The 21,259-nt window shown below is 59.1% G+C and carries 22 protein-coding genes; 11 read left to right on the top strand and 11 right to left on the bottom strand.

The features are described 5' to 3' along the window. Positions 1–21 precede the first annotated feature (21 nt). Positions 22–969, bottom strand: coding sequence for a putative dehydrogenase (locus tag KPHS_21530; protein ID YP_005226453.1), 948 nt, complete (start codon positions 967–969; stop codon positions 22–24). A 74-nt stretch (positions 970–1,043) separates the two neighbouring features. Here KPHS_21530 and KPHS_21540 point away from each other — a divergent pair, with 74 nt between their 5' ends. Continuing rightward, positions 1,044–1,502: a putative MarR family regulatory protein gene (locus KPHS_21540; RefSeq protein YP_005226454.1), complete on the top strand. Its 459-nt coding sequence runs from the start codon at positions 1,044–1,046 to the stop codon at positions 1,500–1,502. 42 nt (positions 1,503–1,544) lie between these two features. Here the strand turns inward: KPHS_21540 and KPHS_21550 are convergent, their stop codons facing one another. Then, complete coding sequence (locus KPHS_21550) at positions 1,545–2,453, bottom strand: transcriptional regulator (protein ID YP_005226455.1); 909 nt, start codon at positions 2,451–2,453, stop codon at positions 1,545–1,547. A gap of 128 nt (positions 2,454–2,581) precedes the next feature. Here KPHS_21550 and KPHS_21560 point away from each other — a divergent pair, with 128 nt between their 5' ends. From KPHS_21560 to KPHS_21580, 3 genes are read left to right on the top strand one after another with little or no spacing between them, the layout of a single operon-like run. Continuing rightward, positions 2,582–3,892, top strand: coding sequence for a putative transmembrane transporter (locus tag KPHS_21560; protein YP_005226456.1), 1,311 nt, complete (start codon positions 2,582–2,584; stop codon positions 3,890–3,892). Between the two features lie 14 nt (positions 3,893–3,906). Further along, positions 3,907–4,995 (top strand): putative tartrate dehydrogenase, encoded by a 1,089-nt coding sequence (locus KPHS_21570; RefSeq protein YP_005226457.1) that lies wholly within the window; start codon positions 3,907–3,909, stop codon positions 4,993–4,995. Positions 4,996–4,997: 2 nt separating this feature from the next. Then, positions 4,998–6,257, top strand: a complete 1,260-nt coding sequence (locus KPHS_21580) for a putative hydroxypyruvate reductase (protein YP_005226458.1) — start codon at positions 4,998–5,000, stop codon at positions 6,255–6,257. Between the two features lie 218 nt (positions 6,258–6,475). On the opposite strand, the gene KPHS_21590 is transcribed toward KPHS_21580, so the two are convergent. The 5 genes from KPHS_21590 to KPHS_21630 are packed head-to-tail and all read right to left on the bottom strand — an operon-like array spanning position 6,476 to position 13,007. Next, positions 6,476–7,285 (bottom strand): tryptophan synthase subunit alpha, encoded by an 810-nt coding sequence (locus tag KPHS_21590; RefSeq protein ID YP_005226459.1) that lies wholly within the window; start codon positions 7,283–7,285, stop codon positions 6,476–6,478. Then, positions 7,285–8,478 (bottom strand): tryptophan synthase subunit beta, encoded by a 1,194-nt coding sequence (locus tag KPHS_21600; RefSeq protein YP_005226460.1) that lies wholly within the window; start codon positions 8,476–8,478, stop codon positions 7,285–7,287. Before KPHS_21600 ends, KPHS_21590 begins: the two co-directional genes overlap by 1 nt. 9 nt (positions 8,479–8,487) lie before the next feature. After that, positions 8,488–9,846, bottom strand: coding sequence for a bifunctional indole-3-glycerol phosphate synthase/phosphoribosylanthranilate isomerase (locus tag KPHS_21610; RefSeq protein YP_005226461.1), 1,359 nt, complete (start codon positions 9,844–9,846; stop codon positions 8,488–8,490). A 3-nt stretch (positions 9,847–9,849) separates the two neighbouring features. Beyond that, positions 9,850–11,445, bottom strand: a complete 1,596-nt coding sequence (locus KPHS_21620; protein ID YP_005226462.1) for a bifunctional anthranilate synthase/anthranilate phosphoribosyltransferase — start codon at positions 11,443–11,445, stop codon at positions 9,850–9,852. After that, complete coding sequence (locus KPHS_21630) at positions 11,445–13,007, bottom strand: anthranilate synthase component I (RefSeq protein YP_005226463.1); 1,563 nt, start codon at positions 13,005–13,007, stop codon at positions 11,445–11,447. Before KPHS_21630 ends, KPHS_21620 begins: the two co-directional genes overlap by 1 nt. 288 nt (positions 13,008–13,295) lie before the next feature. Between KPHS_21630 and KPHS_21640 the strand changes: the two genes are divergently transcribed. Next, positions 13,296–14,159, top strand: coding sequence for a putative enzyme of the trp operon (locus KPHS_21640; RefSeq protein YP_005226464.1), 864 nt, complete (start codon positions 13,296–13,298; stop codon positions 14,157–14,159). 16 nt (positions 14,160–14,175) lie between these two features. After that, positions 14,176–14,796, top strand: coding sequence for a threonylcarbamoyl-AMP synthase (locus KPHS_21650; protein YP_005226465.1), 621 nt, complete (start codon positions 14,176–14,178; stop codon positions 14,794–14,796). 21 nt (positions 14,797–14,817) lie between these two features. Here the strand turns inward: KPHS_21650 and KPHS_21660 are convergent, their stop codons facing one another. Further along, positions 14,818–15,726 (bottom strand): putative metabolite transporter, encoded by a 909-nt coding sequence (locus tag KPHS_21660; protein ID YP_005226466.1) that lies wholly within the window; start codon positions 15,724–15,726, stop codon positions 14,818–14,820. Positions 15,727–15,837: 111 nt separating this feature from the next. Here KPHS_21660 and KPHS_21670 point away from each other — a divergent pair, with 111 nt between their 5' ends. Together KPHS_21670 and KPHS_21680 are read left to right on the top strand one after the other, a co-directional pair. Continuing rightward, entirely contained in the window at positions 15,838–16,734 is an 897-nt protein-coding gene (locus tag KPHS_21670) for a putative LysR family regulatory protein (protein YP_005226467.1), read from the top strand. A 281-nt stretch (positions 16,735–17,015) separates the two neighbouring features. Further along, entirely contained in the window at positions 17,016–17,918 is a 903-nt protein-coding gene (locus KPHS_21680; protein YP_005226468.1) for a 23S rRNA pseudouridylate synthase B, read from the top strand. Between the two features lie 59 nt (positions 17,919–17,977). Here the strand turns inward: KPHS_21680 and KPHS_21690 are convergent, their stop codons facing one another. Together KPHS_21690 and KPHS_21700 are read right to left on the bottom strand one after the other, a co-directional pair. Then, entirely contained in the window at positions 17,978–18,568 is a 591-nt protein-coding gene (locus KPHS_21690) for a cob(I)yrinic acid a,c-diamide adenosyltransferase (RefSeq protein ID YP_005226469.1), read from the bottom strand. Next, entirely contained in the window at positions 18,565–19,326 is a 762-nt protein-coding gene (locus KPHS_21700; protein YP_005226470.1) for a short chain dehydrogenase, read from the bottom strand. The genes KPHS_21690 and KPHS_21700 overlap by 4 nt, the downstream gene beginning before the upstream one ends. A 9-nt stretch (positions 19,327–19,335) precedes the next feature. Here KPHS_21700 and KPHS_21710 point away from each other — a divergent pair, with 9 nt between their 5' ends. Both KPHS_21710 and KPHS_21720 read left to right on the top strand, forming a co-directional pair. Then, positions 19,336–19,536 (top strand): hypothetical protein, encoded by a 201-nt coding sequence (locus tag KPHS_21710; protein ID YP_005226471.1) that lies wholly within the window; start codon positions 19,336–19,338, stop codon positions 19,534–19,536. 8 nt (positions 19,537–19,544) lie between these two features. Next, positions 19,545–20,627, top strand: a complete 1,083-nt coding sequence (locus KPHS_21720) for a Peptidase S49 domain protein (RefSeq protein ID YP_005226472.1) — start codon at positions 19,545–19,547, stop codon at positions 20,625–20,627. 47 nt (positions 20,628–20,674) lie between these two features. Here KPHS_21720 and KPHS_21730 read toward each other — a convergent pair whose 3' ends face one another. Beyond that, positions 20,675–20,926, bottom strand: coding sequence for a YciN family protein (locus KPHS_21730; RefSeq protein YP_005226473.1), 252 nt, complete (start codon positions 20,924–20,926; stop codon positions 20,675–20,677). 91 nt (positions 20,927–21,017) lie between these two features. Here KPHS_21730 and KPHS_21740 point away from each other — a divergent pair, with 91 nt between their 5' ends. After that, positions 21,018–21,233 (top strand): hypothetical protein, encoded by a 216-nt coding sequence (locus KPHS_21740; RefSeq protein ID YP_005226474.1) that lies wholly within the window; start codon positions 21,018–21,020, stop codon positions 21,231–21,233. Positions 21,234–21,259: the final 26 nt, after the last annotated feature.

The following is a 21,259-nucleotide window of genomic DNA, read 5'->3' on the forward strand; positions in this document are numbered from 1 at the left end:
CTTTTGTGCGGAAGCGATTTTTTATCCGAGGGTGAAAACCGTGCGCTTCTGGCTGTCGTCCTGCGGCCAGGCCGCCGCGATCTCCTGCAGTGGCCGCGGGGTGGTGGCGATGGTCAATTTCCCCGGCACCGCCGCCTGCAGCATTTCACCGGTCGCCGCCAGCAGCTGCGATACCGACAGGCTACCGATCCCGCTGCCCATCAGCAGGAGCGGGGCGGAACGCAGCACTGCGCCATTTAACGCGATATCGGCGCCAGCCAGGGAACCCACCTGCACATAGCGCACCGGACTGCCGGCAGGGGTATATTTCGCCAGTGCCGGCAATAATAATTCCGCGCTGTGTCCCCACAGGTAATCGATGACCACATCGATCTGCGCGGCGCTGACCGCTGAAAATTGCCCGCTCAAGTTTTTATCATCAGCGGTTAACTGAATACACTCATCGGCGTCCAGCGCCGCCAGCGACTGCGCATTGCGCCCGGTTGCAATGATTTTTTTCGCCCCCAGATAGCGGGCAATCTGCACCGCCAACTGACCGGCGCTGCCGGTGGCGCCGTTAATCAGCACCGTTTCGCCGGCCTGAAGCTGGGCGCGTGTCACCAGCGATGCCCACGCGGACATACCGGGGTTGGCCATCGCCGCCGCCTGGATATCATCGAGCGCATCCGGCAGCGGCAGACAATTCTGCAGGGCGACCGGCGCCCGCTGCGCCATACTGCCGAAGGGGGCGGTGGGGAAGGCGAAGTAGACGCGCTGGCCCTGAGGTGTGGTGCCGACGCCATCGATACCGGGCACAAAGGGCAGATTGCCGTCGAAGCTGTAATGGCGTCCGGATGCCCGGGCCTTAACCACATGGCTTATCGCGGCGGCGCGGACGTCAATGAGCGTCTGGCCGGGCGCGGGCTGCGGGTCGATAAAATCGGCCCAAACCGGGCCTTCTGCGAGATCAAAAACCACGGCTGCTTTCATAAATTATCTCCTGTCGGGAATTATGTGTAAAATACACATATTGTTTTGCAGCACTATACGCGGAAAATTAATATATGCAAGATGCACATAATGACTACGACATTACCGACTTTCACGGCGCGCTGCTGGATATCATCAGCGTAATGAACCAGCCGCTGCGCGATGAGCAGATCCTGCAGGCAGCCGGCATCCAGCTGGAACAGATGCTGTTTCCGCTGCTTGTGGCAGTAGGGCGCCATGGCCCGGTGGGGGTGGTTGAGCTGGCGGATCATTTAGGGCGCGATTACACCACCGTCAGCCGCCAGGTGAAAAAACTGGAAGCCCAGGGACTCGCCTGTAAGCAACCGAACCGTCATGATCGACGGATCAGCGAAGTGACGCTTAGCGCCAGCGGACAACAGATGATCGACAGTATTGCGGTAGCGCGGCGGCGGTTAATGAATCAGGTGCTGGCGCAGTGGCCGGAAGATGAAGTGCAGGCGCTGTTTCGCTTAACGCGCAAATACGCCGACAGTTTGCAGCAACCAGGCTAAATTCTCGTGTGTTGCCGCCTGGCGCAACAATCAGCTTTTGCGTCACAACTCACGGGTCAGTTCGTCGATGTTGTCGGAAAGTATCTCCAGCAGGGATCTCACATAGAGAGTGTTGTTTCCCTGATGCCACATCGCGCTGAGGGGGAGCCCTTCGACATGCTTTTTCGGCGTGAGCGCAAGGTATTTCACGCCGTCGGCATTCATGTCTTTATAGGACGCTGGCACCAGAGCAATGCCGAGTCCTGCGGCAACAAAACTCAGGATAGTCTGCTTCTCTTCAGCATACTGCGCGATGACAGGCATGCTGCCCCCCTCTTTGAAAATATTCATTGTCAGGTCATGGCTGTGACGCCGGGTGCGTCTTTCCGGCAAGATAACAGGCTCGTGCCGAAAGTCATCGATACTGACTTCATCATAACTGACCAGCCGGTGATGAGCGGGCACGGCGAGCACGCAAGTTTCATTGGCAATAAATCGCGTTGTCAGCATGGCATCAATGTGTTCCGGCGGGCGCACAAAAACCACATCCAGCCACCCTGAAATGAGTCGGGGGATAAGTTTGTGAGATTTATCTTCTGTAAGATGAATATCTGCTTCAGGAAAACGCCTGACGAAAAGATTAAGCAATTCAGGAAGTAATCCTTTGGCTGCGCTGTCGATAGCCCCGATCCGCAACGTTCTTTTCTGCAACAGGCTATTTTTCCGGAATCGCTGCCGTAGCGCATCGAAATCAGCAATGACCGTTTTGGCCTCATTTAAAAAGGCGGCGCCTTCAGGTGTTAGCGACACGTTGCGGGTCGATCGATTCAGTAGCCTGATCCCCAAATCATCTTCCAGTAGCTTAATAAAGCGACTCAGTGACGCAGGCATCATTTCGAGTTTACGGGCAGCCCGGCCAAAGTGAAGCTCATCACCTAACACCACAAAGCAACGTAGCTGATTTATATCCATTTTTTCACCAAAACCTGATTATACAAATTATTTATATAAAGCCGAGCCGATGATAAAGCGGTTCAAAACTTCATACTGGGATTATTACAAAACGATAACAACCCTACATCACTATGGAGCATCCCGTCATGAAAAACGACCTCGAAAAGAAGGTGATGCGTAAGGTTACCCTGCGCATTATTCCTTTCATCATGCTGCTGTACTTCATTGCCTTCCTTGACCGCGTCAACATTGGCTTTGCCGCCCTGACCATGAATCAGGATCTGGGATTTTCACCCACCGTTTTTGGTCTGGGCGCTGGAATTTTCTTCCTGGGTTATTTTCTGTTTGAGGTACCGTCAAACTTAATTCTTCATAAAGTGGGCGCCCGCATCTGGATCGCCCGCGTCATGATTACCTGGGGATTCGTCTCTGGCTGCATGGCTTTTGTGCAGGGCACGACGAGCTTCTACATTCTGCGTTTTCTGCTCGGCGTGGCGGAAGCCGGTTTCTTCCCGGGGATCATTCTCTATCTCAGCTACTGGTTTCCTGCCGCCAGGCGTGCGCAGGTCACTGCCATCTTTATGGCCGCAGCTCCCCTGTCGACAGCACTGGGATCGCCGGTTTCGGCCGCACTGCTGGAGATGCATGGCTTCCTTGGCTACGCCGGCTGGCAGTGGATGTTTGTACTGGAAGCTTTGCCGGCGCTGGTGCTCGGTGTTGTGGTTCTGTTCTTCCTGACGGATCGTCCGGCCAAGGCCAAATGGCTGACTGATCAAGAGCGTGCCTGGCTGGAAAACGCCATGCAAGACGAGGAGCGGGCACGGGCGGCAAAACAGAGCCATTCCAGCGCATGGCGAGGGCTAGCGGATATACGCGTCCTGGCGCTGGCGCTGGTCTATTTCGGTACCTCAGCCGGGCTGTATACGCTTGGCATCTGGTCCCCGCAAATCATTCGCAGTTTCGGTGCTTCCTCGCTGGAGATTGGTTTCCTGAACGCCTTTCCGGCGGTGATCGGCGTCATCGCCATGATCCTCTGGGCGCGTCATTCCGATCGAACCAAAGAGCGCAGCTGGCACGTCATTGGCGCCTGCCTGCTGGCGGCTGCCGGGCTGATATACGCCGGTAATGTCAGCACATTGTTTACCGTAATGGTCGCCTTAACGCTGGTCACCGTGGGGATTAGCGCATCAAAACCCCCTTTGTGGAGCATGCCAACCCTGTTCCTCAGCGGACCGGCTGCGGCCGCTGGCATTGCGGCTATCAACTCCATCGGCAACCTCGGCGGTTTCGTTGGCCCGATGATGATTGGCGTGATCCGCGAGCAAACCGGTAGTTACAGCTGGGGCCTGTACTTTGTCGCCGGATTGCTGGCGCTCTCGGCCCTCGTGGTCATGATTCTTTCTGCCAGAGCGAACAAATCGCCGACGGCAGAGCTTCCACATCCTCATACTCATTAACTGGAGAAGTAACGATGCGTCACTACAAAATTGCTGCCATCCCTGCGGACGGTATCGGACCGGAAGTCATTTCGGCAGGTATTGAAGTCTTGCACGCGCTGACGCGCCACGATCCGCAACTGAAATTTGATATAGAGACCTTTGACTGGGGGTCAGACTATTACAAAAAACATGGCGTGATGATGCCGGAAGAAGGGCTGAACATGCTGAAAGCATTTGATGCCATTTACTTCGGCGCGGTGGGGGCCCCGGATGTCCCTGACCACATCACACTCTGGGGCCTGCGGCTGCCTATTTGCCAGGGCTTTGACCAGTACGCCAATGTGCGACCCACCAAAATTCTGCCGGGCGTCACTTCACCGCTGCGCAACCGCGGGCCTGGCGATCTTGACTGGGTCATCGTGCGCGAAAACTCCGAAGGTGAATATTCTGGTAACGGCGGCCGTACCCACCGTGGTTTACCTGAAGAAGTCGGTACCGAAGTGGCAATCTTTACCCGTGTTGGGGTGACACGCATTATGCGCTATGCCTTCAGACTGGCACAGTCTCGTCCACGTAAACTGCTGACCGTGGTGACCAAATCCAACGCCCAGCGCCATGGTATGGTGATGTGGGATGAGATTGCCGCTGAAGTGGCGCAGGAATTCCCGGATGTGCAGTGGGACAAAATGTTGGTCGATGCCATGACGCACCGTATGACGTTGCATCCCCAGACCCTGGATACCATCGTTGCCACCAATCTGCACGCCGATATCCTTTCCGATCTGGCTGGCGCGCTGGCGGGTAGTCTGGGCGTAGCGCCGACCGCGAATATTGATCCTGAACGCCGTTTCCCTTCCATGTTCGAACCGATCCATGGTTCCGCATTCGATATCACCGGCAAAGGGATTGCGAACCCCATTGCCACTTTCTGGACCGCGGTACAGATGCTTGAACATCTGGGCGAACGCCATGCCGCTGCGCTGATTATGGAAAGCATTGAGTATGTGTGTGAAAAAGGCATTCTGACGCCAGATGTCGGTGGCTCAGCCAATACCGCGGAGGTGACACGCGCCGTGGTGCACTACATTGACGCTAAAGCTGACATTGCCGAGACCGCATAAACATGAATAACGAACAGGCTGCAGAGATCCTGCAGGATATCTTTCAACATGCGGTCAACAGTGCCCGCGCCGGGCCGGTGACCCTGGCTAACCTGCCGGAAAAACCTCGCGGCCGTTGTGTGGTGATCGGTGCGGGTAAAGCGTCCGCGGCAATGGCGGCTGCCGTGGATGCGGCCTGGCCGGATGTGGCGGTGTCGGGCGTGGTGGTGACGCGTTACGGTTACGCGGTTCCTGCGGGCCGCATCCGCATTATTGAGGCGGCTCATCCCGTATCAGATGCCATGAGCGAGGTTGCCGCAATGCTGATTGTGGAGACGCTGCGCGGTTTAACTGCCGATGATCTGGTGCTGGCATTGATTTCAGGGGGAGGGTCGGCGCTGATGGCGCTGCCCGCCCCGGGGTTAACGCTGGCAGATAAGCAGACCATCACCCGGGCCCTGCTCCATAGCGGGGCCAACATCAAAGAGATGAATCTGGTACGTCGTCATCTCTCAGCGGTGAAAGGCGGAAAGCTGGCGACCATGGCGCAACCGGCGCGCATCGTATCACTGATTATCAGCGATGTGCCTGGCGATAATCCGACGGACGTAGCGTCTGGCCCCACCGTTGCCGATAACAGCGCACCACGTGATGCGCTCCGGGTACTGCAGCGGTATGGCATTACGATCCCGAAGCCCGTTAGCGAACGGCTAAACCAGCCGGCCGGCCCGATGGAAAACGCCGCGACAGGCGAGGTCAGGCTTATCGCCACGCCGGCGATGGCGTTAGCGGCGGCGGGGCTGGCCGCACGACAACATGGGTTCACCCCCCTTATTTTGGGGGATGCTATAGAAGGTGAAAGCAGGGAAGTGGCGGTGGTCATGGCCGGTATGGCGAAATCGGCGAAGCAGTATGGTCACCCGATTTCAGGGCCTGCTGTGCTGTTGTCAGGTGGCGAAACCACGGTGACAGTAAACAACACTCAGCCTGGAAAAGGGGGCCGCAATACCGAGTTTTTACTCAGTCTGGCCTGTGCGCTCCAGGGGGAACACGGTATCTGGGCCATGGCGGGAGATAGCGATGGTATTGATGGCACAGAAGATGCCGCAGGTGCGATCGTCTTCCCGGATACGCTTGCGCGCGGCAAGCTGAGCGGTCTTAATGCAGTGCAATATCTGGATGGCCATGATAGTTACTGCTATTTTCACGCGCTTAATGATTTGCTGATCACCGGCCCGACGTTAACCAACGTCAATGATATTCGGGCAATATTGATTGCCTGACTGTATCGCTCTCCTGTGCCAGGGAGAGCGATATTTTTCCCTTTCAACATAGTTCAAATCTTCGGTATCCGCCCGCCATCCATTTCCACGCTAAAGCGCATCGCCTGGCGTCAAGGTGTCGATCATCGGGCCGTCTGATGTGTTGGCGTGCAAGATGACATGGAAAGGAAGGTAACGCGTGGAAATCGCCGCCTGGCGCGATACCAGGCGGCTGATGGTCAGGCGGTTTTGGTCGCTGCCTTCAGGCTCTGGACGAAGGCTTTCAGCTCGTCGAGCATGGTCTGCGGCTCATCGAGGTGGCGTTCGATGATTTTGACGATGGCGGAACCGGAGATAGCCCCGGCGGCTCCGGCGTCAATGGCGGCGCTCACCTGCTCCGGCGCGGAGATACCAAAGCCCTGCAGCGGCGGCGCGGCGTGATATTCCGCCAGCTTCTCCACCAGGTGGTGCAGCGGCAGCGCGGCGCGATTTTCCGCACCCGTCACTCCGGCGCGCGACAGCAGATAGGTGTAGCCGCGGCCATAAGAGGCAATCTGGCGCAGTAAATCGTCATCCGCATTGGGCGGGCAGATGAAAATCGGTGCGATGTTATGGCGCATCGCCGCCTGGCGGAACGGGGCGGACTCTTCCACCGGCACGTCGGCCACCAGCACCGAGTCGACGCCGACGCGGGCGCACTGGGCATAGAACGCATCGATGCCCGGGCTGAAGACGAGGTTGGCATACATCAGCAGGCCGATTGGGATGGTCGGATGCTTCTGGCGGATCGCCGCCAGCATCTCAAAGCACTGCGCCGGGGTCACTCCCGCGGCGAAGGCGCGCAGGGCCGCGCCCTGGATGGTCGGGCCGTCCGCCAGCGGGTCGGAGAAAGGGATCCCCAGTTCAAGGGCATCAGCGCCGCCTTCGATCAGCGCATCGATAATTTTCAGCGACTGCTCCGGTCCCGGATCGCCAAGGGTGACAAAGGGGACGAAGGCGCCTTCCTGGCGATTTTTCAGTTGGGCAAACAGCGTCTCATAGCGTTCCATCAGATTTCCCCTCGCGCTTTCAGGATGTCATGTACGGTGAAAATGTCTTTGTCGCCGCGGCCGGAGAGATTAACCACCAGCAGCTGCTCTTTTTCCGGGTTCTCGCGCATCATCTTCAGCGCGTGGGCCAGAGCGTGAGAGGACTCCAGCGCCGGGATAATCCCTTCGTGGCGGGAAAGCGCTTTAAACGCGTCCAGCGCTTCGTCGTCAGTGATCGACACATAGTCAGCGCGACCGGTGCTGTTCAGAAACGCGTGCTGCGGCCCAACGGACGGGAAGTCCAGCCCGGCGGAAATGGAGTAAGACTCTTCGATCTGGCCGTCGGCGGTCTGCATCATCGGCGACTTCATACCGAAGTAGATCCCAACGCGGCCATGCTTCAGCGGCGCGCCGTGCTCGCCGCTCTCGATACCGTGTCCGGCGGGCTCCACGCCGATCAGGCCGACGTTGGTTTCCTCGATAAAATCAGCGAACATGCCGATGGCGTTTGATCCGCCGCCGACGCAGGCGATCACCGCGTCCGGTAGGCGGCCCTCTTTTTCAAGGATCTGCGCTTTGGTCTCTTCGCCAATCATGCGCTGGAATTCACGCACAATCGTCGGGAACGGGTGCGGACCGGCGGCGGTGCCCAGCATATAGTGCGCCTTTTCGTAGCTGCCGGACCAGTCGCGCAGCGCCTCGTTACAGGCATCTTTCAGCGTGGCGGAGCCGCTGTGCACCGGGATCACCTCGGCGCCCATCAGGCGCATACGGAACACGTTCGGCGACTGGCGCTCGACGTCCTTGGCACCCATGTAGATACGGCATTTCAGGCCGAGCAGGGCGCTGGCCAGCGCTGAGGCGACGCCGTGCTGGCCGGCGCCGGTCTCGGCGATAATTTCGGTTTTACCCATCCGTTTGGCCAGCAGGGCCTGGCCCAGCACCTGGTTGGTTTTGTGCGCGCCGCCGTGCAGCAGATCTTCGCGTTTCAGGTACAGGGTGGTGCGGGTGCCTTCGGTCAGATTCCGGCATTTGGTCAGGGCCGTCGGACGACCGGCGTAGTTTTTCAGCAGGTCGGTGAATTCCGCCTGAAAGGCCGGGTCCTTCTGCGCGCTGACAAAGGCTTCTTCCAGCTGGCGCAGGGCGGGCATCAGGATCTGCGGCACATACATGCCGCCGAATTCGCCGAAGTAGGGGTTCAGTAAAGTGCTCATTATTGCTCCTTAATATGCGCGCAGCGTCTGGAATACGGAGGCCAGCTTGCTGGCGTCTTTCATCCCTGGTTGCGACTCTACGCCTGAATTGAAATCGAGTCCGGCACAGCCGCTTTTGGCCGCTTCCACACAGTTATCGGCGCCGAGGCCGCCCGCCAGCATGACGTTGCGCAGATCCTGGCCCTGCAGCAGGCTCCAGTCAAAGCGCTGGCCGCTGCCGCCCTGGCCGTTGTCGAGCAGGTACTTGTCGACATGGTGGAGCGTACGGGCCGGGAAGGTTTCGCCGACGCTCAGCGCTTTCCAGATGCGGACGTTGTCCGCGAGGGCGTCGCGCAGCGCGTCGATATAGGCCTGGTCTTCATCACCGTGCAGCTGCACGGCGGCCAGCCCCAGAGCCTGCGCGCGGGCGACCACCTCCTCCAGCGGCGCATTGCGGAAGACGCCGACGTACTGCAGCGGCGCAGCGGCGATCACCGCTTTGGCCTGGGCGTCATTCACCGCTCGCGGCGAGGTCGGGACGAAGATCAGCCCACCGTAAATGGCGCCGGACTCCCAGGCCACCTGGGCATCCTGCGGGCGCGTCAGGCCGCACACTTTGTTCTCGCCGAGCAGCACGCGTTTAACCGCCGCTTCCAGATCCGCCTGCTCCATCAGGGCGGAGCCGATCAGGAAGCCGTTGGCGAAGTGGCTCAGCTCGCGCACTTCGGCATAGGTATGGATGCCGGATTCGCTGATCACCGTGACATCCGGGCCGAGACGCGCCGCCAGCTGACGGGTGCGGTTAAGGTCAATCGACATATCGCGCAGGTCGCGGTTGTTAATGCCCACCACCTTCGCCTTCAGGGCGATGGCGCGCTCCAGTTCCTCTTCATTGCTGACTTCGGTCAGCACGCCCATATTCAGGCTGTGAGCCACCGCCGAGAGCTGACGATACTGTTCATCGTCGAGCACCGAGAGCATCAGCAGGCAGGCGTCGGCCTGATAGTAGCGCGCCAGGTAGATCTGGTAAGGGTCGATGGTGAAGTCCTTACACAGGATCGGCTGCGGCGCGACCTGGCTGACGATCGGCAGGAAATCGAAGCTGCCCTGGAAATATTTCTCATCACACAGCACCGAGATCGCCGAGGCGTAGTGCTTGTAGATGCTGGCGATCGCTGCCGGATCGAAATCCTCGCGAATCAACCCCTTCGACGGTGAGGCCTTCTTGCACTCAAGAATAAACGCGGTGCGGGTGCCGGCCAGCGCGTCATAGAAATTGCGCTGCGTCGGAACGATCTCATTTTGAAAACTGGCTAACGGTTGTTGTTGTTTGCGGGCTTCCACCCAAATCGCTTTGTCGGCAACGATTTTTGCTAAAACGGTTTGCATTATTTACCCTCTTGCCGCTAAGGCGGTCACTCTGTCATAGGCCGCGCCGCTGTGCAGCACATCCAGTACCTGCTGAGCGTTAGCTTTCAGATCTTCATGCCCGTGTAAACGCATCAACATGGCGACGTTGGCGGCGACGGCGGCTTCGTGAGCGGCTTCACCTTTACCTTGTAGCAAGCGCGTCAGAATGTCACGGTTTTCTTCCGGGGTGCCGCCCGCCAGCTGCGCCTGATGGTAAGGCGTCAGGCCGAAGTCGTCGGCGGTCAGCTGATAGCTTTTAATTTCCCCGTTATGCAGTTCGGCCACCACCGTAGGCGCATGCAGCGAAACTTCATCCATCCCACCGCTGTGCACCACCGCCGCGCGCTGATAACCCAGCACGCGCAGGGTCTCGGCGATCGGCAGCACCAGTTCCGGGCTGTAGACGCCAATCAGCGCCAGCGGCGGATGCGCCGGGTTGATCAGCGGGCCCAGCACGTTGAACAGGGTGCGGGTCTTCAGCTGCTGACGGACCGGCATCGCGTGGCGGAAACCGGTGTGGTACTTCGGCGCGAACAGGAAGCAGACGCCCAGCTCATCAAGCGCGGCGCGGGATTTATCGGCGTTCATATCGAGATTAATGCCGAAGGCCGCCAGCAGGTCAGAAGAGCCTGATTTACTGGAGACGCTGCGGTTGCCGTGTTTCGCCACTTTTAACCCGCAGGCCGCAGCGACAAAGGCGCTGGCGGTGGAGATATTGATGCTGTTGCTGCCGTCGCCACCGGTGCCAACGATGTCGGCAAACAGGTAGTCCGGGCGCGGGAACGGCGCGGCGTTTTCCAGCAGCGCGGTAGCGGCGCCGGCAATTTCCTGCGGCTGCTCACCGCGCACTTTCATGCTGACCAGCGCGGCGGCCAGTTGCTCAGGCTTCACTTCGCCGCGCACGACGGCGGAGAACAGCTGGTGGCTCTCCTGCTGACTCAGGGTTTCCGCCTGGTACAGCTTCTCAAGGATCGGCTGGAGGGTGTTGGTATGCTCCAGCTTCTGCAGCGCCCAGGCCAGGGTCTGCTCCAGCAGTCGCGCGCCCTGGGTGGTGAGGATCGATTCCGGGTGGAACTGGAAGCCGCACACCCGATCCGCATCGTGACGCACCGCCATCACCATACCGTTGAAATTGGCGTTAATCGTCAGCCCGGCGGGAATATTGCTGCCGACCAGCGAGTGGTAGCGCGCCACCGGCAGCGGGTTAGCCAGACCGGCAAACATCGCCTGGCCGTCGTGCTCAATGCTGGAGGCTTTGCCATGGAGGATCTCCCCCGCCTGGCCGACATAGCCGCCGTAGGCTTCGACAATGGCCTGGTGGCCGAGGCAGATGCCGATGATCGGCAGCTTGCCGCGCATACGGGTCAGCAGCTCCGGCATGCAGCCGGCTTCGCTTGGCGTACCCGGGCCCGGGGAGAGCATCAGCACCGGGTTGTCCATGGTGCCCAGACGCTCAATCAGCGCCTGCGCCGGAACGGAGTTGCGATAAATCACTACGTTATGGCCGTTGGCGCGCAGCTGGTCTGCCAGGTTATAGGTAAAGGAATCGATATTATCGAGCAGCAGAATGTCAGCCATCAGAAAATCTCCTTCGCGTGATGGGCCTGGGCAATGGCGCGCAGCACCGCGCGGGCTTTATTTCGGGTCTCATCCGCTTCCGACTGGGGAACCGAGTCGAGCACAATGCCGGCTCCGGCCTGGACGGTAGCGATACCTTCCTGCACGTAGGCGGAACGGATGACGATGCAGGTGTCGAGGTCGCCGTGGGCGGTGAAATAGCCCACCGCGCCGCCGTAGCTGCCGCGGCGTTTACCTTCGGCGGCGGCAATCAGCTGCATGGCGCGGACCTTCGGCGCGCCGCTGAGGGTGCCCATATTCATGCAGGCGCGATAGGCGTGGAGGACGTCGAGATCCTGACGCAATTCGCCTACTACACGGGAGACCAGATGCATCACGAAGGAGTAGCGGTCAACCTTGGTTAAATCAGCGACATAGCGGCTGCCCGGGGTGCAGATGCGCGCCAGGTCATTACGCGCCAGGTCCACCAGCATCAGGTGTTCGGAAAGCTCTTTATGATCGGTGCGCATTTCCAGCTCGATGCGGCTGTCGAGGTCGCGATCCAGCGAGCCGTCGGCGCGGCGGCCGCGTGGCCGGGTGCCGGCGATGGGGTAGATCTCAATCTGACGGCTGACGGCATCATACTTCAGCGAGCTTTCCGGCGAGGCGCCGAACAGGGTGAAATCATTGTCCTGCATAAAGAACATGTACGGGCTGGGGTTGCTCTTCTTCAGCACATCATAAGCGGCCAGCGGCGATGGGCAGGGCAGCGAGAAGCGGCGGGAAGGAACCACCTGGAAGATTTCCCCGGCGCGGATCGCGCGCTGCATTTTGCGCACCACCGCGCCGTACTCTTCATCGCTCTGGTCAACGTCGCAGCGCATTTCGGCCACGGTGGTAACCGGTAGCGGCGCCGGCGGCTCGTTCAGCTGCTGACGCAGCTGGCTCAGGCGCTGCTCCAGGCGCTGTTTTTCACTCTCCAGCGGGGTGAACAGGCTGGCCTGAATGCGGGTATGCTTGGTCTGATGGTCGATGACCAGCAGGGTTTCCGCCAGATAGAAGCAGTAGTCCGGGCAGGTGGTGTCGCTTTGCAACTGGGGAAGATCTTCAAAACCGGCCACCAGGTCATAGGCGAACAGGCCGCCGAAGAACATCGCTTCGCGCTCGTTGTCCGGAACGCTCACCAGCTCCTGCAGGAGACGGAAGGCGTCAAACACCGACAGTGAGCAGAGACGGGCGTCTTCATCGAGCAGGGCGCTGACGGCCGGGAAGGTCAGGATGCGGCCGTTGGGCTGGCGCTGATTGATGATCCCGGAGGGCAGCGCGCCGTCCAGTAGTTCCAGCAGCGCCGCGCCGTTGGCGGAGAGGGCCTGAATAGTGACAGTGTCACCAAGGGCCGTAATGCGCAGCGCGCTATCGACCAGCAGTAGGCTTTTTAAGTCATCTTTGCTGTCGATGTCAGCGGATTCCAGCAGCAGCGTCGCCGGACGGGCGCCGCACAGTTGGTGGAATAACGCCGTCGGGTTCTCCCGGTAGATGGCGTCGCTGGTGAGAAGCTCGAGTGCCGGTTTGGATGTTTGCATTATTGTTCTCGCCTGTTCGTATTATTTTTGTCCAATAAAAAGCCCGCTCATTGGCGGGCCGGGTATCTGTATGCTGAATGCAAAACGCGATCACGCCGCCCGTCGTCAGGAGGTGCGCCACCAGCTGTGCAGAGTGATAAAGTGCATTTTCATCGTGATACCCCTTCATGTGAACTTGCGTACTAGTTAACTAGTTCAATGGAATAAAGTCAACCCTTGTTTGCAGATTTTCTCTGCCTGTCGGTATGATAATGCGCTTATTTACGTTGATGTCCAGCAGGAGTCCTTTTGAGCGACAGCCAATACGCAGTGATTTACGATCTGCACAGCCATACCACCGCCTCTGACGGGCGGCTGACTCCGCAGGAACTGGTCCATCGCGCCCATGAGATGCGCGTCGGCACCCTGGCGATCACCGACCATGACAGCGTGGCGGCGATCCCGGCGGCCCGGGAGGAGATCGCCCGCGCCGGATTACCCTTGACCCTGGTGAACGGCGTCGAGATTTCCACCCTTTGGGAGAATCACGAGATTCATATTGTGGGTCTGAATATTGATATTGCGCACCCAACGATGACCGCCCTGCTGGAGGAGCAGAAAGCGCGGCGCCAGCAGCGCGGTCAGATGATTGCCGAGCGCCTGGAGAAGGCGCGGATCCCCGGCGCCTGGGAAGGGGCGCTGCGACTGGCGGACGGTGGCGCCGTCACCCGCGGCCATTTTGCCCGTTTTCTGGTGGAGGCCGGCCATGCGAAAAACATGGCGGAAGTCTTCAAAAAATACCTTGCCCGCGGGAAAACCGGTTACGTGCCGCCGCAGTGGTGTACAATAAAACAAGCGATTGATGTGATTCATCATTCTGGCGGCAAGGCGGTGATTGCCCATCCCGGGCGCTACGATCTCTCCGCCAAGTGGTTGAAGCGGCTGTTGGCCCACTTTAGCGAGCAGGGCGGTGATGCCATGGAAGTGGCCCAGTGTCAGCAGGCGCCCCATGAACGCGCCCAGCTGGCCACCCTGGCCGTGCAGTTTGGTCTTCTGGCGTCGCAGGGATCCGATTTTCATCAGCCCTGCGCGTGGATCGAACTTGGCCGTAAGCTCTGGCTTCCTGCCGGCGTGGAAGGCGTCTGGCACAGTTGGGAAGCGGCCGCCGAATAAAAATTGAGAGGGAAGTATGAGCCAGTTTTTTTATATCCATCCGGATAACCCGCAGGCGCGGTTGATTAACCAGGCGGTGGAGATTGTGCGTAAGGGCGGGGTGATCGTTTATCCTACCGACTCCGGCTACGCGCTGGGCTGCAAAATTGAAGACAAGGGGGCGATGGAGCGGATCTGCCGCATCCGTCAGCTGCCGGACGGCCACAACTTTACCCTGATGTGCCGCGATCTGTCCGAGCTGTCAACCTACGCTTTTGTGGATAATGTGGCATTTCGCCTGATGAAAAACAACACGCCGGGCAACTATACCTTTATCCTTAAGGGGACCAAAGAGGTGCCGCGTCGGCTGCTGCAGGAGAAGCGTAAAACCATCGGCATGCGCGTCCCGTCTAACCCCATCGCTCAGGCGTTGCTCGAGACCTTAGGCGAGCCGATGCTCTCCACGTCGCTGATGCTGCCCGGCAGCGACTTTACCGAATCCGACCCGGAAGAGATCAAAGATCGTCTGGAGAAAGTGGTGGACCTCATCATTCACGGCGGTTTCCTTGGGCAGCAGCCGACCACGGTTATCGATCTCACTGAAGACACCCCGGTGGTGCTGCGCGAAGGCGTCGGCGACGTGAGGCCGTTTCTCTAAGGCTATCTGCCGGGCGGTGCATCATGCGCCGTCCGGTACCCCGCGTTTTCGCCCCGACGGCACGATAATCATCCATAGCGCTACACAAACCAGCAGCGCGCCGAGAATCAATCCTTTCTCCACTGTCTCTCCGAGGCAGAGATAGCCCCACAGCGCCGCAAAAGGTGGGATCAAAAAGGTCACCGACAGCGAACGCAGCGGCCCTATATCTGCAATCAAGCGGAAGTAGATAATATACCCTGCCGCCGTGCAGACCACGCCCAGCATGACTATCGCTATCCACGGCAGACTCTGCCGCCAGTCTACGGCAGGCCCATGCCAGCAGGACCAGAGAAAGAAAGGAAACAGAAACAGCGTGGCGCCGACCTGGCTACCCAGCGCGACGCGTTCAGCCTCGAGGCCGCCTCGCTGCTGGATCCAGCGGCGGGTCAGAAAGCCGGCCAGACCGTAACAGGCGGTCGCGGTCAGGCAGGCGCCAATCCCCGGCAGCAGCAGGGCGGCGCTAAGGCCAGACGTCGGGCGCGCGATCACCGCCACGCCAATGGCGCCCAGTATCGCGCCGCCGCCTTTGCGCAGGGTTAACGGTTCTGCAAAGCATAACGCGCCGATCAGCACCCCCATCATCGGCGCCGTGGCGTTAAGCGTGGCGGAGTACCCTGCCGGCAGCCATTGCGCGGCAAGGCAGTACATGAGAAAAGGAAGGCCTGAATTAATGACCCCCAGCTGCAGAGTGGATGTGAATTTTCCCTGATACCCGCTCCATTTACCCTGCACGCCGAGTAACAGCCCGAGCGCGATAGCGGCGAACAGTACGCGAAGAAAAGCGCTGTTCAACGCCCCGAAGGCCGGGGTGGTGATGCGCATAAACAAAAAGCTGGCGCCCCAGAGGGCGGCGAGCAGCAGCAGGCGGCCATAGTCGATAACACGCATGATTGACTCCTTGTAGTCACGAAGGAAGTCAACTGTAGAACCCACGTGCAGCGTGCGACAAACGCGTTATGCTTACATGATTAAGTTTTTCTTAACCGAGGTTCCATACCCATGAAACTCCCGCCGCTGAATGCGTTGCGCTGCTTTGAGGCGGCGGCGCGGCTGCTCAGCCTGAAGCTGGCCGCCAGTGAGCTTTGCGTCACGCCCAGCGCCGTCAGCCAGCAGATTGCCCGCCTTGAGGAGACGCTGAATGTCCCGCTATTTATCCGTACTCCGCGACGGTTACAGTTAACGGCGGTGGGAGAGATCTACCTGCGGGCCGTTCAGCCGGCGTTTCATCAGATAGCCGCCGCCACCCAGCGTCTGCAGGTGCCCCCGGGACCAGAAAAGGTAGCTATCAGCTGTACCAGCGGCTTCGCCATTCAGTGGCTGCTGCCGCGGCTGGCTGATTTTGAACAACGCTATCCGCAGATAGAGATCCAGATCGGCACCACCAACCGGCGAGTGGATTTGCTGAGTGAAGGGATCGATTTTGCCGTGCGTCATGGTGTCGGCGGCTGGCCGGAACTGCAGGCTTACCGCCTGCTGGATGACGACCTGATGCCGGTCTGTAGCCCGCAACTGATTGCTCCGCGCCGGACGCTCACCGATGCGAGCGATCTACTGCAGTATCCGCTGCTGCACGATGAACATCGTGAAGACTGGGCGCTGTGGTGTAAGGCCGTGGGGCTGGCGCCGCACTTCGCGCGGCGTGGGCCGGTGTTCACTGATTCCAACGGCGTGACGGAGGCGGCGTTCGCCGGTATGGGGATGGCATTACTGCGACGCTCATTCATAGCGCCTGCGCTGACGCAGGGGCGGCTGGTTAATCCTCTGGCGCAGCCCATCGCCTGTCCGCTGGCCTATCATCTGGTTTACCACGAGACCGCGCTGCTGGCGCCTGCCAACCGCTGTTTTCGCGACTGGCTGCTTGGCCAGCGCCCGGCCGTTGCTGAGGAGCGCGCGTAATGAGGGGGGCGCTGTCCGATAAAGATCCGTATGCGTGAATGGGCACAGGAGAATGAGGAAAATCTGTTCCATACTAAAGACGGGGCGCGGCGAACAGAAGCTTTCCCGACGAAGTTAGTGTAGTATGTTCGGCCACGAATACGGGCTCGCGGTGGATATCCTGAACGCGCCGACGAGACTTTACGTTAAAAGTATATACGTAACAATGAGTTGTGCTTTTGGCCTCATTGTTTCATAAAGCATACCAGACGCCTGGGAAGGCGACACCTTAAGGAAGCTCAATGAGCGAGAAACTGCAAAAAGTGCTGGCCCGCGCCGGCCACGGCTCCCGCCGTGAAATTGAAGCGAAAATCGAAGCTGGCCGCGTCAGCGTCGACGGCAAAATCGCCACCCTCGGCGATCGTGTGGAAATTGTCCCTGGTTTAAAAATTCGTATCGATGGTCATCTGATCTCGGTGAAAGAGTCTGCCGAGCAGATCTGCCGCGTGCTGGCTTACTATAAACCGGAAGGCGAGCTGTGCACCCGTAACGATCCGGAAGGACGCCCGACGGTGTTTGATCGTCTGCCTAAACTGCGCGGCGCGCGCTGGATTGCCGTTGGTCGTCTGGACGTGAATACCTGCGGCCTGCTGCTGTTCACCACCGATGGCGAACTGGCCAACCGCCTGATGCACCCGAGCCGTGAAGTCGAGCGTGAGTACGCCGTTCGCGTTTTCGGCCAGGTGGATGATGATAAGCTGCGCCAGCTGTCGCGCGGCGTACAGTTAGAAGATGGTCCGGCAGCGTTTAAAACCATCAAATTCACCGGCGGCGAAGGGATTAACCAGTGGTATAACGTTACCCTGACCGAAGGGCGTAACCGCGAAGTGCGTCGCCTGTGGGAAGCGGTCGGCGTGCAGGTCAGCCGTCTGATCCGCGTGCGCTACGGCGATATTCTGCTGCCGAAAGGCCTGCCGCGCGGCGGCTATACCGAGCTGGACCTGGCGCAGACCAACTACCTGCGCGAGCTGGTGGAGCTCACGCCGGAAACCAGCTCTAAGGTTGCCGTCGAGAAAGACCGTCGGCGGTTGAAAGCCAATCAGATCCGTCGGGCGGTGAAGCGTCACAGCCAGACCAGCGCTAATCCGCGCCAGGGTAACAACAGCAACCGTCGTTCCAGTACTCGCAATAAGACTAACGGTTAATGTTATGCGTTCCGGTGACTTGCCGCCGGAACGCGTACTTCCTCCGCGCTATCAGGCCCTTAGTAGTCAATCCCCATCTGCGCTTTAATCCCGGCATCAAATGCATGCTTGACCGGACGCAGTTCGCTGACGGTATCGGCCAGTTCAATAATATCGCGATGACAGCCGCGGCCGGTGATGATCACCGACTGATGGGCAGGGCGCTCACGCAGGGCGCTCAGCACCGACTCCAGCGGCAGGTAATCATACGCCACCATGTAGGTCAGCTCGTCCAGCAGCACCAGATCGAGCTGGTCGTCAGCGAGCATACGGCGGGCATGCTCCCAGACCGCCAGGCAGGCGGCGGTGTCGCTGTCGCGATCCTGGGTGTTCCAGGTGAAACCTGTGGCCATCACCTGAAATTCGACGCCGTGAGGCTCCAGCAGATTACGCTCGCCGTTAGGCCAGGTCCCCTTGATAAACTGGATCACGCCGACTTTTTTGCCATGGCCGACGGCGCGGGTCGCGGTGCCAAAGGCGGCGGTGGTTTTGCCTTTGCCGTTGCCGGTAAAGACCATCACAATGCCGCGCTCGTCCTGGGCCGCCGCCACCCGGGCGTCAACTTTATCTTTCAGCCGCTGCTGGCGTTCGCGGTAGCGTTCATCACTCATTGGGCAATTCCTGGTTTACGTCCCGGTTGGGCGTCGAAGGTCATTCCCGTCTTGCGACGACTGTCGTCACCCATCAGCCACAGATAGACGGGCATAATGTCAGCGGGGGTTTTCAGTTTCAGCGGATCTTCCGTCGGGAACGCGCTGGCGCGCATTCCGGTGCGAGTGCCGCCGGGGTTGATACAGTTTACCCGCAGGTGGCGGCTTTGATACTCGTCGGCCAGCACCTGCATCATCCCTTCGGTGGCGAATTTGGAAACGGCATAGGCGCCCCAGTTGGCGCGGCCCTGACGACCGACGCTGGATGAGGTGAAGACCAGCGAGCCCGATTCCGAACGGAGTAATAAAGGAAGAAGCGCCTGGGTCAGCATAAAGGTGCCATTAACGTTCACCTGCATCACCTGCTGCCAGACCTCCGGCTTCTGCTCTTCCATTGGGCAGATGTCGCCGAGCAGGCCAGCGTTATGCAGCACGCCGTCAAGGCGGGGATAGTGCATGCTGATCTGCTGCGCCAGCTGCTGGCACGCCTGGGGCGTACAGGTGAGCAGGTCGAGGGTAAACCAGCGAGGGGGAATACCACCCTCACGCTCAATCTCCTGGGCGACGGTGCGCAGTTTGTCGTCGTTGCGACCCAGCAGGATAACGCTGGCGCTATAGCGCGCGTAGGTCAGGGCCGCTTCACGACCAATCCCGTCGCTGGCCCCGGTGACCAGGATGATGCGCTCTTTCAGCAAGTGACGTTGTGGTTGATAATGCACGGCAACTCCTTGGGCGATCGGTTCCCGATCGCGCTTCATCTTTGGTATCTCACTTTTGCGCTGTTATGCCTGAAAGCGCCCGCCATTGCAATCGGCGAAGCGGAAAGTATTCACAAAATTAATATCTTGCAACGATTTCAGCCGCGCGAAAAAAAACGGAATCCGCTGCGCAGAGAACACAAAGCACAAAGACTTCTCGCCAGCGGCTGAGGTACACTGTGCAGCAACGTCAGTGCTTTACACAAGGTGAAAACGTGGAATTACTTGCTCAGTACGGCTTATTTTTAGCCAAGATCGCGACGGTTGTCGTCGCCATCGCGGTGATTGCCGCTATTATCGTCAACCTCGCTCAGCGCAAGAAGCAGCGCGGCGAGCTGCGGGTGACCAATCTTAGCGAGCATTATAAAGAGATGAAGGAATCGCTGGCGGTGGCGCTGCTGGACGGCCCGCAGCAGAAGCAGTGGCATAAGGCGCAGAAGAAAAAGCAAAAACAAGAGGCGAAGGCGGCCAAAGCGCGGGCGAAGCTGGGTAATGCCGAGCCGGAAGGCAAGCCGCGCGCCTGGGTGCTGGATTTCAAAGGCAGTATGGATGCCCATGAGGTCAATAGCCTGCGGGAAGAGATCACCGCGGTACTGGCGGCGGCGAAAGCGCGCGATCAGGTGGTGATTCGCCTGGAAAGCCCCGGCGGGGTGGTGCACGGCTACGGTCTGGCCGCCTCTCAGCTGCAGCGCTTGCGCGACAAGCAGATCCCGCTGACGGTGGCGGTCGACAAAGTGGCGGCCAGCGGCGGCTATATGATGGCCTGCGTGGCGAACAAAATTGTCTCGGCGCCGTTTGCGATCCTCGGCTCTATTGGCGTGGTGGCGCAGATCCCGAACCTGCACCGCTTCCTGAAGAATAAAGATATCGATATCGAACTGCACACCGCCGGGCAGTACAAACGAACGCTCACCATGCTGGGCGAAAATACCGAGGAAGGGCGGCGCAAGTTCCGCGAGGATCTCAATGAAACACATCATTTGTTCAAGGATTTCGTCCACCGGATGCGTCCGGGACTTGATATTGAGCAGGTGGCCACCGGCGAACACTGGTACGGGGTGCAGGCGCTGGAAAAAGGTCTGGTGGATGCGGTTGAAACCAGCGATGAGCTGCTGCTGGGGCTGATGGAGAGCCACGAGGTGATCGGGGTGCGTTATCAACAGCGTAAGAAGATGCTCGACCGCTTTACCGGTAGCGCGGCGGAGAGCGCCGATCGGCTTCTGCTGCGCTGGTGGCAGCGCGGTCAGAAACCGCTGATGTAAATAACATAACGCGAGGCCTGGGCCTCGCATTATTGTTTTCACTGGTCTTAATCGACCAGGTGGTACTTGTCCGACAGCTCGTGAGCAAGATACTTAAACATGTTAAATACCGCTGTACTCTTCGGCGTCGGTAGTCCCTGCTCATCAAGGTAAAACTCACCGCTAAACACCAGGACATTGTTGCGCTGAACGACGTCGGTGGCTTCGATACCGGCTAACGTATCCTCATGTTCGCGAATAAGTTTGTTGGCTTTTTCGAGCAGCGTCTGGCGATCGATTGGTTGGGTTGTACCTTGCATAACGGACTCCTCTTTTTCTCCGCGCGTAGTTTACGCCGCGCGGCGGCGTGGGGCAAATTTTCCATGCATAAATCAGGGGTAATGGTAACCAGTGGAGAAACAGCCGTTTACTGGCGGGATTTGCTTTTGCATGCTAATAAAGTTGCGTAACGAATTTTATCAGGTACAGTGTGACGCTTTCGGCGATCTGGCAACAGATTTGCTTGACATTCGGCCAAAAATTCTTCGTGCTATGTCACCTGACGAGAAAAAGTCAGCAAACTCAAGCGCCTGGTTTTACGGAGATGAAACGGGTGTTCAGGGTTGATATTCACCGACGGTGCCGCAACATAT

The organism is Klebsiella pneumoniae subsp. pneumoniae HS11286 (assembly GCF_000240185.1).
Classification (GTDB): Bacteria; Pseudomonadota; Gammaproteobacteria; order Enterobacterales; family Enterobacteriaceae; genus Klebsiella; species Klebsiella pneumoniae.